The following is a 15,745-nucleotide window of genomic DNA, read 5'->3' on the forward strand; positions in this document are numbered from 1 at the left end:
ATGATACACGGCTTCTCTACCTTGCATCCACGATTATGTTTCGCCTATTTTGCCATACTGCTGCTCTCATGCATGATGTTCACGCATCCTGTATATGCTGTTCTCACGTTGATTGGGATTGTCCTGTTGAATCTATCCTTGGATGGAGGGAGATCGCTCAAGAAGGGAATTAAGGGATACTTGATTATGGCTATTATTATTTTCTTGCTCAATCCCTTCTTCTCTAGCCGTGGAGCTACGATTCTATGGTATGTATTCGACCGCCCGATTACATTGGAATCGATCATATATGGTGCTCTATTCGCATTATCACTACTGAATATACTGCTGGCATTTGTTGCTTACAATCTCGTCATCACGCCGGAGAAATTATTGTATCTATTAACGCCAATCGCCCCGCGAACGGCCTTTATCATTACGGTGACCTTCCGTTTTGTGCCGCTGTTGACGAGACGGCTGAAGCAAATTATGACGGTTCAACGTGTTCTTGGTTACCTGCATCCAAAAGCCAGCAAGAAGCACATTATGCGCGAAGGTATGGAGACCCTGCATACGTTAATTAGCTGGTCGCTGGAAGAAGCGCTTCAGACAGCTAGCTCTATGCGTGCGAGAGGATATGGCGTTGGGAAGCGAACGAGTGCAATATCCTACAAGATGGATAAAAGGGATGTCCTTGTAGCATGGATCATGGTCGTGACGGGAGCCAATATTGTGATTGGTGGCTTATTCGGCGTTAATCGGTTCCAGGTGTATCCACGGCTGCAGTCGTTGGAGTGGTCGCCACAGCTTTGGCTGCATGCAGCATGTTACTTGGTATTTATCTTCATCCCGATCGTCATGAACGGAAAGGAAGAACTGCTATGGCGCACTATCAGATCGAAGATGTAAGTTTTCAGTATCCCAATTGTTCAGAGAAGACGCTTGATCATATCACCATCACCATTGAAGAGGGAGAATTCGTGTTGCTGTGCGGCTCATCAGGATCAGGCAAAACTACACTGCTTCGCCAGCTTAAGCGGGAAGTACGTCCAGAAGGCAATCGGGGTGGCAGTATTTATTATAGAGGAACTTTTCTAGATCAACTTGATGAGCGACGGTCTATTGAAGAAATCGGGATGGTATTTCAAGATCCAGACAATCAGATTGTTATGAACACGGTGTGGCAGGAATTGACCTTTGGCATGGAGAATCTCGGCTATTCCACCGCGCAAATGCAGCGAAGAGTGGGGGAACTCGTACAGTTCTTTGGCATGGAGGAATGGCTCCATCTCCCGATACATGAGTTATCCGGCGGGCAAAAGCAGCTCGTCAATCTGGCGTCCGTCATGACGTTAAGACCGAGGGTGCTGCTGCTGGATGAGCCTACTGCTCAGCTTGATCCGATCGCAGCCAAAGAGTTCATCCAATTGCTCTCCCGAATTAATGAAGAATTCTCCCTTACGATTATAATCAGCGAGCACCGAATTGAAGAAGTTGTTCCCCATGCGACGCAGCTTGTCATGCTGAATCAGGGGAAGATCGCATATCTTGGCACTCCTGATCAGGTGATGAAGCAAATATGGGAGGATGAAGATGCATTATTTTTGCCGTATCTTCCATCTATCAGTCAGCTTTATTTGGGAATAGAGAAAGTCAGCGATGCCCGAGCAGTACCTATGAGTGTGAAAGAGGGAAGAAGATGGCTTGCTGGCAAGCAAGAACAGCGGTCAGCTGCTGGGAAGAGCCTGTCTGAATCAGTGAAGGTTGATGGGCAGCAAGTAGAGCCGTTGTTAACATGCAAAGAGCTTTATTTTACCTATGATAAAAATGCTCCCCTCGTCCTGAAGCGATTGTCTCTATCGATTCAAGAGGGTGAATTCTTCGCCCTGCTTGGCGCCAACGGATCTGGGAAGTCCACCTTGCTGCAGCAAATTGCGGGCGCACATAAGCCTCAGCGAGGAGACATCTTGTATGCGGGCAAGTCCTTGCTGCGGAAATCTACAGTAGAGCAGAGTCGGATAATCGGGTATGTCGCGCAGAATCCGATGCTCTATTTCACTAGAGACACGGTGAGGGGGCAATTGATGGATCGGCTAAGGCGTTTAGGCGAGCATAGCAGCATCGAGAAGCTGAATGAACTCGCAGCACGCTTTGATGTAGAGTCTATTATGGATAAACATCCGTTTGATATAAGCGGGGGGCAGCAGCAGAAAATCGCGCTCATGCTTGTCTTGTTGGCCGACCCGAAGCTGCTGCTGCTGGATGAGCCGACGAAGGGACTCGATCCTATTTCCAAGCACCAGCTGGCTGAATTGCTTGAAATGATACGCGCAGCGGGTACCACAATTGTCATGGTCAGTCATGACATCGAGTTCGCGGCCAGCTATGCATCAAGATGCGGCTTGTTATTCAACGGCGCCATGGTCGCAGTAGAAGACACACGCTCCTTCTTGCAGAGCAACTACTTCTATACAACAACGATTCATCGCACAGTGGGAGACGTCCTGCCCGAAGCGATCACGGTGAAGGATGTATGGGAACAATGGGGAAATTAAAGCGAACGATCTACGTGGGAAGTATGGCAGCAGCCGTAGTCGTAATGGCAGTTGTGCTATGGATGGACAAGTACTACTTGCCCCTGAGCTTTATGATGATCGGGCTAGCGATGCTGCCCTTCTTTATTCGCTTCGAGCGGAAGTCGATGAAGGCAGAGGAGATTCTCCTCATTGCAATGCTTGGCGCCATTGCGGCTGTGAGTCGCGTTCCATTTGCGCCGCTGCCAAGTGTTCAGCCGACATCCTTCGTCATTATGATGTCTGCACTCGTATTTGGACCAGAGGTAGGGTTCCTCGTAGGCAGTATCGCGGCAGTCGTGTCGAATATGTTCCTCGGGCAAGGGCCGTGGACACCGTGGCAGATGTTCTGTTGGGGGATGATTGGATTTACGGCAGGCCTGCTGCGAAATACACGATTCATGAAGAGCTTGTGGGGCAAGAACATATTCGGGTTCTCATGGGGATTCCTGTTTGGTTGGATTATGAATCTATGGTTTTTGATCGGCATGTATGAACATCTGAACTGGAAGGTATTCGCATCTGCTTATGTTGCCAGCTTTTATTTTGATCTTGCACATGCGCTGTCGAATGTATTTTTCATTTCAATTTTCTCAGCGATATGGATCAAGATACTGCTGCGGGTGAAAACGAAATACGGATTATTGCCCTCGAACGAAAAGTAAATGGGGAGCAATCACATGTCCATGTTTTATAGCTAAATCAATGTTCCGAGGGTCAGATCGATACATAAATTTAGTAATTTTATACCTTGACCCCTTGCACCTTCTTCGATTAACATAGGATCTATAAAGGGGAGTAGCTGTTACAATAAAGTCGTCATTACGAGGATAATCCTCCGGCTTTGTTGGCAACTTCGATTGTTAGCGAGACCTTTACCGACAGGGTAAAGGTCTTTATTTATGGCCTTTACCGTGATCGGTAAAGGTCATTTTTGTTTTTTAGGGGGGTTGTCCAGGGAAATTTCTCATAATTGTGCGCAATTGAAGAAAAGATATACATGACATGATAAGAGGAGAGGGTACTATGGATTTCTTTACACCAGAGTTCTGGTCCGCATTGATGGCGATTGTGGTCATTGATTTAGTACTGGCCGGGGATAATGCAATAGTTATTGGGTTAACCGCTCGGAATTTGCCGAAGGAACAGCAGAAGAAGGTCATATTCTGGGGTACTTTTGGAGCGATTGCACTTCGTTCCTTGTTGACGCTTGCTGTGGTATGGCTGTTGAAAATACCAGGCTTGCTCTTAGCCGGCGGCGTGTTGCTCGTCTGGATTGCGTATAAGCTGCTTGTGGAAGAGAAGAGTCATGATATCGGGTCTGCGGGAAGCTTGTGGGCAGCCATTAAGACGATCATTATTGCAGACACGGTTATGGGACTGGATAACGTGCTCGCAGTAGCGGGTGCTGCGCATGGTGATTTTATTCTCGTCGTACTCGGTTTGCTCATTAGTGTTCCTATCGTGGTATGGGGGAGCACGCTTATTATTAAATGGGTGGAGCGGTTCCCGATCATTATCTATATTGGTGCAGGTGTCTTGGCCTGGACAGCGGCGAAGATGATTGTAGATGAGCCAATGGTGAAGGGATTCTTTACAGCAAACCCCGTTCTGAAATGGGGTCTCATCGTTGTCATCATTGTCGGTGTATTGGCAGCAGGAAGAATGAAGAAGCAAAAGCAAGTGAAGCAGGCCGCTTAATAAGAGCGAACAACTGCATAGTTGAACGCGACAATCTGAGCACCCTAGCAGGGGTGCTCTTCTTTTTACTGGAATCAGATGTAAATGGGGATGCAGACTGCTACCTTATGCTGTATAATAAAACCATACAATAAAATGGAACTTTATTCCGCTAGATGGAACTAAGTGAACTTTGGCTTGTGCTCATATTTCATATCTACAGGAGTGCGATCGTATGGATAATAAGGAACGATTTTCAACTCGAGTCGATGCGTATGTGAAGTACCGACCAAGTTATCCGGCTGAGGCTGTGTCGTATTTATATGATACAGTGGGCTTCCAAGCGGGTGACGACATTGCTGATATTGGGGCAGGAACAGGAAAGTTTTCGAAGCTGCTGCTCGCCCAAGGAAGCCGTGTTGTAGCAGTTGAGCCAAATGAGCCGATGCGGGAGTCAGCTGTGAAGGAGCTTGGCGGAAATGCGAACTATCGTGCAGTCGACGGAGCAGCGGAGGAAACAGGACTGCCTGATCATTCCGTTGCTCATATCGTATGTGCACAGGCATTTCATTGGTTCGACCGCACCGCAGCCAGGGCTGAATTTCATCGTATCCTGAAGCCTGGCGGTAAGGTTGTCCTGATTTGGAATTCACGATTGCTTCAGGGCACTCCATTTTTGGAGGAATACGAGCAGCTGCTGCAGCGGTATGGCACGGATTATGAGAAGGTGCAGCACAAGAACATTTCAGAAGAAGCGCTGTCAGCCTTCTTCGCTCCGAATCAAATGACGGTGGCAAGGTACACGATGAGTCAATTGCTCAATGAAGAGGAGCTCGCCGGAAGACTGCTGTCCTCCTCGTACGCACCAGAGCCTGGGCACCCAAATTATGAACCTATGAGGGCGGAACTGCACCGAATATTTGAACGCAACGAGCAAGATGGCGTGGTGTCCTTTGATTATGAGACGGAAATCTTCTGGGGCGAAATGTAGGAAAAAAGCCAAGAATAGCATATTTCTTTAGATAAGAGAGGGGAAATACCTCTCTTTTTTTGCGTCTGTGTCATATTTGGTATTGACTCTGCCATACATTATGATAGAATCATTATCACTTATAAATCCTATTGTATTACTAGGTATAAATAAGGGGGATATACGATTTGGCACAAATGATCATTACTGGATTGTTATGCGGGATACTGCTCGGGTTTGTCATGCAGCGCGGCCGATTCTGCCTGACAGGTGGATTTCGTGATATGTATTTAGCGAAGGATAATCGGATGTTTTATGCGCTGCTCATTGCCATTACGGTTCAGAGTATCGGCGTATTTGCGCTCATTCAGCTTGGCTTGGTGGAGTTCACGGCAGGCTCGTTTCAATGGCTGAGCACGATCGTAGGCTCATTCATATTCGGCATCGGCATTATTTTGGCGGGAGGCTGTGCGACAGGAACATGGTATCGTGCCGGGGAAGGCTTGATCGGAAGTTGGATTGCCTTATTCGGATATATGGCGATGAGCGCCATTATGAAGTCAGGTGCGCTGCTGCCTGTCAACAATGGGCTAAAGGCGTACGCCGCCTCGAATAATTCCATCCCGGATACATTCGGTTTGTCCGTATGGCCGTTCATCGTTGTGCTCGCTCTCGTGACATTATGGCTTGTTGGCCAGCAACTGCGTAAACCCGCTGTTGCGATTCCAACCTTGCCAGCGAAACGGAAAGGACTCAATCATCTATTGTTCGAAAAGCGCTGGCATCCGTTTGCTACAGCTGCTCTTGTAGGAATCATTGCGCTGCTCGCCTGGCCGCTGAGCGAAGCGACAGGACGGATGTCCGGTCTTGGCATTACGACTCCGTCAGCTAATCTGTTGCAATACCTGGTTACAGGCGATAGTACCAAGTATATAAATTGGGGCGTTTTCTTGGTGCTTGGCATTTTTGCAGGCTCTTTCCTGGCAGCGAAGGGAAGCCGCGAGTTTCGCTTCCGGGCACCGGATGCAAAGACAGCTATATCCAGCTTCGGCGGGGGACTTCTTATGGGCTTCGGAGCGAGTTGGGCAGGAGGATGCTCAATTGGCAATGGGCTCGTTATGACGGCTATGATGACTTGGCAAGGATGGATATCGCTCATTTTCATGATTTTGGGTACATGGACGGCTTCGTATTTCGTATATGTACGGCCGCGTACCAAGGCAAGTAGCAAGCTAAGCACTTCTTATCATGCAAAGACCGTATAGGGGGAGAATGACATGAAAACGAAATTAGCCGTACTAGGCATGGTATGTCCATTTCCGTTAATTGAGGCGAAGGAGGCGATCCAATCATTGAACAGTGGCGATGAGCTGGTCATTGATTTCGACTGCACGCAAGCTACGGAGAGCATTCCTCGTTGGGCCGCCGAAGCTGGGCATACGATAACGAACTACGAACAAATTGACGATGCATCATGGACGATTACGGTACGTAAAAAATAACCGAGAACATCGGCGAACCGTAGCGGAGAGCTTTGCGATGCCGCTTCATGCAGCGAACTGAGAGGTTTGACATAAAGCAAGAAGGTCGAGTTGAGGACAAAGAGAGTCCTGACTCGACCTTTTTTTGGATCACGTTTTTTGATGACTGGACATTTTAGGTATGTATCCACTTCAAGCACTCCAAACTTCCAGCTCCCATGGTTGGAACGGCAAAAAAGAGGGAATTAAGCTTGAAAAACAATAAAAGCAAGTTGACTCTCACGTTACGTGATACTTTATAGTAGTTGTTGAAGGGAGGTTACATGGCGATTATGAGAGTAAAAGAAGTGGCGGACATCGTCGGCATTAGCGTGCGTACCTTGCACCATTATGACGAAATCGGACTTCTGTCCCCAGCTCAAGTTACGGATGCGGGCTACAGACAGTATTCAGATGAGGATCTGGCCATGCTTCAGCAAATCTTGTTCTTTCGAGAGCTGGGCTTCCCATTGAAAGAGATTAAAGACATTATTCATAGCCCAACATTCGATCAGACCGAAGCGCTCGAGCTGCACCGCAGCATGCTGCAAGAGAAGCGAAGGCGCTTGGATGTCATGCTGGAGACGCTGGATAAGACAATACAACATCGAAAAGGAGAAATTCAAATGACGAACAAAGAGAAGTTTCAAGGCTTCGATTTCAGTCATAATCCATATGAGCAAGAAGCACGCAAGCGGTGGGGAGATAAGGCTGTTGATGCGTCCAATGCTAAGGTTGGGAACATGACGAAGGAGGAGCAGACCTCCATGGGAGAGAAGATGAATGCGATATACTTCCAACTGGCAGAACTGCGCAGTACTGCACCGGATTCAGAAGAAGCGCAGGCTGGAATCAAGCAGTGGTATGATTTCTTGAATACAATGGGCAACTACTCTCCTGAAGCATTCAAGGGACTGGGGCAAATGTATGTAGATGATGCTCGATTCACCAAAAATATCGACAAATTCGGTTAGGGCCTTGCCGTGTTCATGCGCGATGCAATGGCAGTCTTTGCAGATCGGATAAACGAATAGGCATTGCAGCTTTGCACGAAATATGAGGGAAAGAGCATGAATGAGCGAAAGAGAGCCCCTAGCTGCTGTACGCAGCTGGGGGCTAATTCGTTTTATATCACGAGCGGGTGCTTCTATAGAACCGAACTGATGGCTCATAGATTCGAGCAGCTGCCTCTATAGATTCAAGATATCACGGATATCCTGCTCAGTTAGGGCGGATATTGCCTCTTCTCCCGGCTGGATGACCTCTTCGATTAAGTTCTTCTTCCGCTGTTGAATCTCATACATCTTGTCCTCAACCGTTCCTTGCGCCACAAGACGAATGACCTGTACAACCTGCTTCTGCCCAATACGATGGGCACGATCGGCTGCTTGCTGCTCCACGGCAGGATTCCACCAGAGATCATACAGAATAACGGTATCTGCCCCGGTCAAGTTCAATCCCGTGCCTCCTGCCTTCAAGGATGCCAAGAATAAGTCGCGCTCACCTGCATTGAATCGGCTGCACAGCTCTACTCGCTCAGCGCTCGGCGTCTGCCCATCCAAGTAGAAGTAGGACACTCCTTGTTCCGCCAGCTCACGCTTGATCAGTGCGAGCATCTCCGTGAACTGGGAGAAGATAAGCGGTCTTCTGCCAGCCTCTCTTGCTTCTGCGATTATCTCCAGCAGCTGTTCGAACTTTGCAGAGCTTCCTGTATAGTCTTCCATGAACAAGCCAGGGTGGCAGCAGAGCTGGCGAAGCCGTGTAATCCCAGCCAAAATCTTGATTCGACTCTTCTGGAACCCATCTTCATCCAGATGCTTCAAGGCATCCTTCTGCAGCTTAGCTAAATAAGCGATATACAGCCTCTTCTGCTCGGGCAGCAGCTCTGATGCCTGCAGGGATTCGATCTTCTCCGGCAGTTCCTGCAGTACATCTGTCTTCAATCTTCGCAGAAGGAACGGGCGGGAGCGCTTCGCTATGACGACACGCGGAAGATCGCTGAACTCTTTTCTCCCTGGGAACAATCCGGGAAATACAGCATCGTAAATGGACCATAGCTCCTCTAGCGAATTCTCCACTGGCGTTCCGGTAAGCGCGAAGCAATACTCGGCTTGGAGAGCCTTTACAGACTGGGCTGTCTGAGTCGTGTAATTTTTGAACGCTTGCGCTTCATCCAGAATGAGCGTGTGGAAAGAGTGCTTGGCGTACCATTCAACATCTCTGCGCAGTAGCGGGTAGGACGTAATAATAACATCGACTTGCTCAAGACGGTTCAGCTTGCGGATGCGTTCCGTCTTATTCCCGTCAGCAATGATGGTGCGAACCGATGGAGCGAAGCGCGTGAATTCGTTGCGCCAATTATACATGAGCGACGCTGGACAGACGACGAGCGCAGGGAGCTGCCGCTTTTGAATGTCCGGCAGAACAGACACCATGAAGGCGATGCTTTGCAAGGTCTTGCCAAGGCCCATATCATCCGCCAGAATACCGCCGAAGTGGTAGTGGGCAAGCGTCTTTAGCCACTGGAACCCATATGCCTGATATTCCCGAAGCACATCAACCAGACTATCCGGGATGGGGAATTCCAAATGATCCGGGTTGCGCAAATTCTCCAGCAGCTTGCGGAAGGATCTGCCGAATCGTACGGCTTGCCGCTCTCCCTGGGAGTCGATAAGATGCAGCCCGCGCATAACCGGGATACGGAACTCTGCTCCTGAAGCCTCTCCCTGACGAAGCCCCACCTCATTCATGAAGCGAATGATCTCTTGGAACTGTTCGCTTTCAAGCGGCATGAGCGCGCCGTTTGCCATTCGATAGTAGCGCCTTTTTTCCTCGATTGCTTTGAGCAGCCTTCGAATTTCCGCTTCCGATATTCCATCCATCTCAAACTTGAATTCAAGCCAATCGATACGTTCGTCCACATTGACTGAGATTTTGGGAGGAGCGTTCGGGATGAACAATCTCTCCTTCACAGCTGAAGTCGCATAGATGTGCAGGATTCGTTGCAGCTGGGGAACGACATGATACATGAAATTATATTCGGCATCCTCGTCCTCCAAGAAGTATCCGCCTTCCGTCTTCACAAAGGGCGACTGCTCCATGATTTCTAGTATCCGCTGCTCTTTTTCCGTATTCCGCATCAGAATCCGATTCTCTGAATGCATATGTCGATTGGGATCCAGTGGATTAATGGAGATATCTCCGTAGTGGAATTCCAGCCCCGCAAGCAGTCGATCTCGAATGCGATCAAGATACAGCTTCGCCTGCAGTTCCGGCTGCACGACTCGATCTGCTATCGCTTGCGCAACACGTACGTTGCCTAGCTTCTGCAGCCCCGGAACCACCTTGTCCATGATTGGGCCAATCTGATTAGGCGATATAAGAATCCGTTGCTGGCGACTACTATCCAACGTTTTCTTGAGGTCTATGAGCCGCTTGCATTGCTCAATCGGGGTCGAAATAAAGGCTCCATTAGCAATGACTGTCCCGTAGCTCTCCAGCACCGTCACTTGCTCTAATCCTTGTACATCAATGCAGTAGGCATCTTTATCCGCCTCATCTAGCCTGAACTGTATTGGGAGAGGCTCATCTATAACTGACAGTCCCTCAAATGTCGATCCGTCATGCGCAAGGAGCACAGAAGGAGCTTGTTGAAGGGCAGGAAGTAGGGCGTCCCACGAGTAAGGAGGGATGAGCAGCATCCGTTCGTCGTTGCCCTGCTTGGCAAGAATGGCGGAATGCGGCATGTTACGGTATACATTTTCGTTGCGGTAAATCGCGATCAACTGTTGGATAACGGCAAAATGCTCGGGATGAAAGCAGTGCAGTGACGGATCATAGGAGAAGTGCCTTGAAAATACATAGCATTCCCCGCGGTCGATGCATCGCAGCAATTCGCGAATATGCTTTACGATATATAGTCGCTGCGGCCCGACCCTCATTTCAACGGCCAAAAAGGCCTGCTCGTTGCCTGATGAAACCGGGAAGCAGGTGATTTCTACGTCAAGGAGTTGTCTGGTATCGAATAAGGGGCGGACACGGCTGGATTTGAGTGGAGTATCGTCAAATAAACCGAGTATTCGCTGGGCTAGCTGATCATTTCCCGATTCCATATTCATAGTTACGGCTCTCCTTTCTTTATGTGAGATGAGTATATATAAAGTGAACGCATGTTCGTGTATGTCGATAGCTATATGATATCAGAAAGCAATAAAAAAGAAACAACAGGACTTTGGAACTATGCGATTGTAGTCGAAATTGAGAATATATTCAGTGCCGATTGGTAAGATGGGAGTTAGGGTATATATTATGGTCAGTAATTACGTGTAAAGGCGTAATAGAGCCAATTATGGAAAGTTGACACCACTGACAGGATGTCTATAGGCATGTATAATAGGTGCTACGGTGAAATTATTGTTTTCAGAAAATACAAAATATCCCTCGAATCACCTAGGTAAAAGGATATCACCTGTCGAATGTAATAGCGATTATACTTTCTTGAGACTCATCTCGCGCAATTTAATTTTAAGACTATAGACTCATTTTTTTGAGTTGAATATAGGAAAAGGAGGCCTACCCGATGGCGGGCACATGGTGGAAGCTGAAAATCGGGCAGAGGCTTGAGTCCCTGCGCCGATATGTCTCGCCGGCACTGCTTGCTGCCGTGGGAGTATTCACAATTACTTGTATTGCATTATTTGTTCCCCCTTATATCGGAATGGCAGATAACGGCGACTATTTCCGAATTCTCTACAGCAATGGCCTGTACTTCAATGCACCCGATTACTACAGTCAGTATTTTGGATATTTTATTAAGGAATATGGAATATTCCAATACTACAATGAGAATGCGGCAACCTTATTCTCTTCCCAGTCCATATTCATCAAAGCGGCTATTTGGCTCAATCAATTATTTAATCCAGATGTATTCGATATCCGCTTCCAAGCTGCCATTTTTGTGGTGCTGTATACCGTTGCCGTATATTTGCTCGTGGAGAGCTTAACGTGGAAGGTAGCTTCCAAGTACGCATACCCAATTTCGATCATCGCGATATTTCTATTCGGTGATACCGCATATACCGCATACTTTAACTCCTTCTTTGGGGAGAGCATCGTGTTTATTATGCTGATATTTGTGTTCGCCTCGGGGCTGCTCATCTATCGCAATCGATACAATGACTATGTCATGATGGGTGTGCTTTTGGCCAGCGGACTGCTATTGACTACCAGTAAGCAACAGAATGCGCCTCTCGGCATCATTCTCGGCATATTTGGCATCTTCCTCATCTTTGTTCGGAAAGAAAGAACATTCCGGGCATTAATGTCTTCAACGCTCGTGCTTTTGCTTCTGGCTGGTATTGGCACTTACACGCTTATACCGAAGGAGTTCGTGAACATCAACCAATATCATGCGATGACGCGGGGGATATTGATGGGATCTGATGATCCGGAATCTACATTGGAACAATTCGATATGGACAAGCAGTACGCCATACTGAACAAAAGTATTTATTACGAGCTGTACACCACAGTAGATGTAGATTCTGAAATTCTAGAAAATCAGTTCTATAACAAATACGGATTTGTATCGATTCTTGGCTATTATGTAACTCATCCTTCTAAAGCTATCGACATGCTGGATTTGGCGGCCAAGAGCGCATTCAAAATCCGTCCTCCCGCAATGGGAAATTACGAAATATCGGTTGGAAAGCCATTCCGCGCGCAGACGACGTTTTTCTCGGGCTACAGCATCCTGAAGGCTAAAATGGCGCCGAAAACGTTCGGCTTCGTGATTTTGTGGATTGTGCTTGTTGCCGGATTGTACATGCCTTCCTTTGTTGCGGCTGCAAGAGCCAAGCAAATACGGCGCATGATCCGATTCTCCTTTATCTTTATCATGATTTTGATGGGATTGTCGGGAATTGCGGTGTCCATTATTGGTGCGGGGGATGCCGATTTGGCGAAGCATGAATTTGTATTTACAGCGGTGTTTGACCTTGTCACGTTTGTAACGGTGTCTGATGCTATACGCAGACGCTTATGGAGCAGGCAGGATGAAGATTCTGCACTGCTTACTTCTGATACCGGCACTCATGCTCATGAGGGGGCCAAGGTGGTGATGTAACGTGATCCAAAGAAAAATAATTGTATGCATGCTTGCATTGCTGCTACTGCTTGGATGTGGGATGCCTATGACCATTCACGCAGCAGAGCAAGCGGCCTCTAAGGTGCTTCTCATCTACGACAGCTTGGACAAAGGGACAACGAGAGAGGGAAATGTCGAGGCAATGCAGCGCCTGCTGGCATCCTATGGCGTGCAGGTTACGCTCGTTCGTTCTGACCATTATCAGCGGGGGCAGATGGACGCTTATGCGAAGGTGATAGGGATTCATAATCTGACTGATCTGAAGGAATCGAATCAGGATTTTCTTCAGGATGTCGAACAGTATCGAGGTGACTATTTGCACATCGGTACGAGAGTCCCAGCAGCGGTGACCGCAAGCTTAGAGCTTCGCGTTCACACTGGAGTGCCTGGCCCAATTCGAATAGCTATTGATCGCCTGGTTCAAGAGGCAATTCGTACCGAGCAAGTGACCATTATCGAACATGCTGTAGGCACCCGTTACGGGAGCCTGAGCCCAGCAGGCGCTCCGTCTGAGTTCCCTTACGGAGTGCAAAACGGCCGCTACGGTTATGCAGCTTATTTCGAGCGGGGCAATATCAGTGAACTGGCAATGTCGCATTTGTTGAAGGACTGGCTGGGCAAAGCAGGAGAGGCGCGCAGCTACGTTATTTTCAAGGAAGTATATCCGTTCTCCGACCTGCAGCTGCTGGAGCGGCTTGCCGACCGGATGTACGAGGTGGGGATTCCGTTCATCGCAAGTGTGCAGCCGGTGTTCATGAATACCGATTATCCGGCCATGAAGCGATATATGGAAACACTGAAGTATGTTCAATCCCGCAACGGAAGCATTATTGCAAATGCACCAGTCGTAGCCTCAACGGTCAATCTAAGCGATACGACATTAAAGGGAAAGATGGAAGGGTTCATTGACGTGCTTGCAGACTATGGGATTGCACCATTGGGACTTGGAGCGGACTTCTACTGGACGTATGACCAAAGATATGCAGAAGAGGGCATGAGCTTTACGGACTCGGTCGTGTTGTTTCCAAATAAGACGTTGAAGTACAGAATTCAGACGAATGAGTCCAAGGCATTCCCGTTCTCCGCATTCAGCATGCAGCCTGGATTTTTAGAGCAATTCGGTCATTCCGGGACTTTCATGCCTGCAATGCCTATGAATACCGCGTTAACCTTTGACTTTCCCGATACAGAGGAGAAGCTGGACGACATCGTAGAGCGATTGCAGAGCAGCTGGATAAGTTTTTCTGATTATAAACACGCCTCCCATACCGTTCGTACCCCCAACAGCATCATTATGTCTCGGAGCGGTAGTGTGACCATTAACGGACAGGGTGTAAACTTGGATGTCGTGATCAAGAAGGTAAGCTCGGATTATGTATATAAGGAAAAAGAAGTGAAGAGCTTTGAGACGTTGTTCAATGTACAGAACAAAATTTTTATTGTCATTATCGTACTGACGCTTATTGCATTCACAGGTTTCCTCATCGTGGGTAAGCGACTGTACAAGCGCAAATATTACAAATAAGGAGATAGCCATGACGACTGCAGATATTTTAATGCTCATAGCGGTTATCTGTATTTGGTCGCTCTTGCTCGTCAACGTCGTCCTGATCATTGCAGGATACTTGTATTACATCAAGATCGAGAACGAGGAAGTGCCGGAAATTAAGGGCGAGGCGCCATTCGTCTCCATCATGGTGCCCGCCCATAATGAAGGGAAGGTCATCACGAAGACGGTAGAGTCGCTATTGGCGCTGGATTATCCTCATGATCGGTACGAGATTATCGTTATCAATGATAATTCATCGGATAACAGCAGCGAGCTGCTGGGCGATTTGCAACGCAAGCATGACGGCCGCAACCTGATTGTCATCAACACGGATGCGGTGACAGGCGGCAAAGGCAAATCTAACGCGCTCAATATCGGATTCAAGCAGAGCCGAGGTGAATTGATTGCCATCTACGACGCAGACAATACGCCAGAGAAGACGGCTCTACGCTATCTGGTAGCAGAGATTACGAACGACGATACACTAGGTGCGGTAATCGGCAAGTTCCGTACTCGCAACCGCAACACGAACCTGCTTACGCGCTTTATTAACATCGAGACGCTGTCGTTCCAATGGATGGCTCAGGCAGGGCGATGGAAGCTGTTCAAGCTGTGCACGATTCCGGGGACGAACTTCATTATGCGGCGGAGCATCGTGGAAAGCATCGGAGGCTGGGACGTGAAGGCGATTGCAGAGGATACGGAAATTAGCTTTCGAATTTACATGATGGGTTATCGAATTAAGTTCCAGCCGAAATCTGTAACATGGGAGCAAGAGCCGCAGACGGTAAAGGTATGGTTCAAGCAGCGAACACGCTGGGCGAAGGGTAATATTTACGTCATCATCAAAAACATCCCGCTTCTTTTTGACCGCAAGGCACGAAATATCCGTTTTGATATCCTATATTTTTTATCGATTTACTTTTTGCTGCTTACCTCATTGGTCATGTCCGACATCTTGCTCATCTTACATGCTTTAGGCTACGTACATACGACGATAGCTGGCTTCAGTTCCTTCTTATGGCTGCTGGCCATCACGCTGTTCATCTTAGGTACCTATATTACGTTGATCACGGAAAAAGGGGAGATGGTGCTCTCCAATCTGTGGATCATAATGCTGATGTATGTATCGTATTGCCAAATGTGGATGGTAGTAGCCGCTTATGGGCTCTATAACTATGTGAAGGATTTATTATTCAAGCGAGAAGTCAAGTGGTACAAAACAGAACGCTTTTAGAAGGTCGGGTCGACTTTGATCACGTAGCATTTCAGGAAGTAACTCGGCATCGAATCTTGCAATCACTCTCGAAGTCCGCTGCTCATGTAGTC

General features: G+C 48.0%; 12 protein-coding genes. 11 read left to right on the forward strand and 1 reads right to left on the reverse strand.

Annotated features, from left to right (window positions below; all coding sequences use genetic code 11):
• The 8 genes from BBG47_RS06345 (at nt 1) to BBG47_RS06380 (ending at nt 7,696) form a co-directional block, all read left to right on the forward strand.
• Nucleotides 1–888 (forward strand): energy-coupling factor transporter transmembrane component T, encoded by an 888-nt coding sequence (locus BBG47_RS06345; protein WP_065291014.1) that lies wholly within the window; start codon nt 1–3, stop codon nt 886–888.
• Nucleotides 861–2,534 (forward strand): ABC transporter ATP-binding protein, encoded by a 1,674-nt coding sequence (locus BBG47_RS06350; RefSeq protein ID WP_065291015.1) that lies wholly within the window; start codon nt 861–863, stop codon nt 2,532–2,534. Before BBG47_RS06345 ends, BBG47_RS06350 begins: the two co-directional genes overlap by 28 nt.
• A gap of 23 nt (nt 2,535–2,557) precedes the next feature.
• Nucleotides 2,558–3,217 carry an ECF transporter S component gene (locus BBG47_RS06355; RefSeq protein WP_254659763.1) on the forward strand — a complete coding sequence of 220 codons (660 nt, stop codon included), beginning with the start codon at nt 2,558–2,560 and terminating at the stop codon, nt 3,215–3,217.
• A 361-nt stretch (nt 3,218–3,578) separates the two neighbouring features.
• A complete protein-coding gene (locus tag BBG47_RS06360; protein ID WP_065291017.1) occupies nt 3,579–4,253 on the forward strand; it encodes a TerC family protein in 675 nt (224 codons plus the stop codon).
• 214 nt (nt 4,254–4,467) lie between these two features.
• Nucleotides 4,468–5,223 carry a class I SAM-dependent methyltransferase gene (locus BBG47_RS06365; RefSeq protein ID WP_065291018.1) on the forward strand — a complete coding sequence of 252 codons (756 nt, stop codon included), beginning with the start codon at nt 4,468–4,470 and terminating at the stop codon, nt 5,221–5,223.
• Nucleotides 5,224–5,399: 176 nt separating this feature from the next.
• Nucleotides 5,400–6,467, forward strand: a complete 1,068-nt coding sequence (locus BBG47_RS06370) for a YeeE/YedE family protein (RefSeq protein WP_065291026.1) — start codon at nt 5,400–5,402, stop codon at nt 6,465–6,467.
• 12 nt (nt 6,468–6,479) lie between these two features.
• Nucleotides 6,480–6,704 (forward strand): sulfurtransferase TusA family protein, encoded by a 225-nt coding sequence (locus BBG47_RS06375; protein ID WP_021257395.1) that lies wholly within the window; start codon nt 6,480–6,482, stop codon nt 6,702–6,704.
• Nucleotides 6,705–7,006: 302 nt separating this feature from the next.
• On the forward strand, nt 7,007–7,696 hold the full coding sequence (locus BBG47_RS06380; RefSeq protein WP_083189114.1) for a MerR family transcriptional regulator: 690 nt from the start codon (nt 7,007–7,009) through the stop codon (nt 7,694–7,696).
• A 216-nt stretch (nt 7,697–7,912) separates the two neighbouring features.
• Here BBG47_RS06380 and BBG47_RS06385 read toward each other — a convergent pair whose 3' ends face one another.
• Entirely contained in the window at nt 7,913–10,840 is a 2,928-nt protein-coding gene (locus BBG47_RS06385; RefSeq protein ID WP_065291019.1) for a DEAD/DEAH box helicase, read from the reverse strand.
• A 461-nt stretch (nt 10,841–11,301) separates the two neighbouring features.
• Here BBG47_RS06385 and wsfD point away from each other — a divergent pair, with 461 nt between their 5' ends.
• The 3 genes from wsfD to BBG47_RS06400 are packed head-to-tail and all read left to right on the forward strand — an operon-like array spanning nt 11,302 to nt 15,653.
• On the forward strand, nt 11,302–12,846 hold the full coding sequence (wsfD, locus tag BBG47_RS06390; RefSeq protein WP_065291020.1) for a glycan biosynthesis hexose transferase WsfD: 1,545 nt from the start codon (nt 11,302–11,304) through the stop codon (nt 12,844–12,846).
• Between the two features lies 1 nt (nt 12,847).
• A complete protein-coding gene (locus BBG47_RS06395; RefSeq protein WP_083189115.1) occupies nt 12,848–14,392 on the forward strand; it encodes a hypothetical protein in 1,545 nt (514 codons plus the stop codon).
• Between the two features lie 10 nt (nt 14,393–14,402).
• Nucleotides 14,403–15,653 (forward strand): glycosyltransferase family 2 protein, encoded by a 1,251-nt coding sequence (locus tag BBG47_RS06400; protein WP_065291021.1) that lies wholly within the window; start codon nt 14,403–14,405, stop codon nt 15,651–15,653.
• The last annotated feature ends 92 nt before the right edge of the window (nt 15,654–15,745 follow it).

This window comes from Paenibacillus sp. KS1 (assembly GCF_001680695.1).
GTDB classification, from domain to species: domain Bacteria; phylum Bacillota; class Bacilli; order Paenibacillales; family Paenibacillaceae; genus Paenibacillus_B; species Paenibacillus_B suaedae.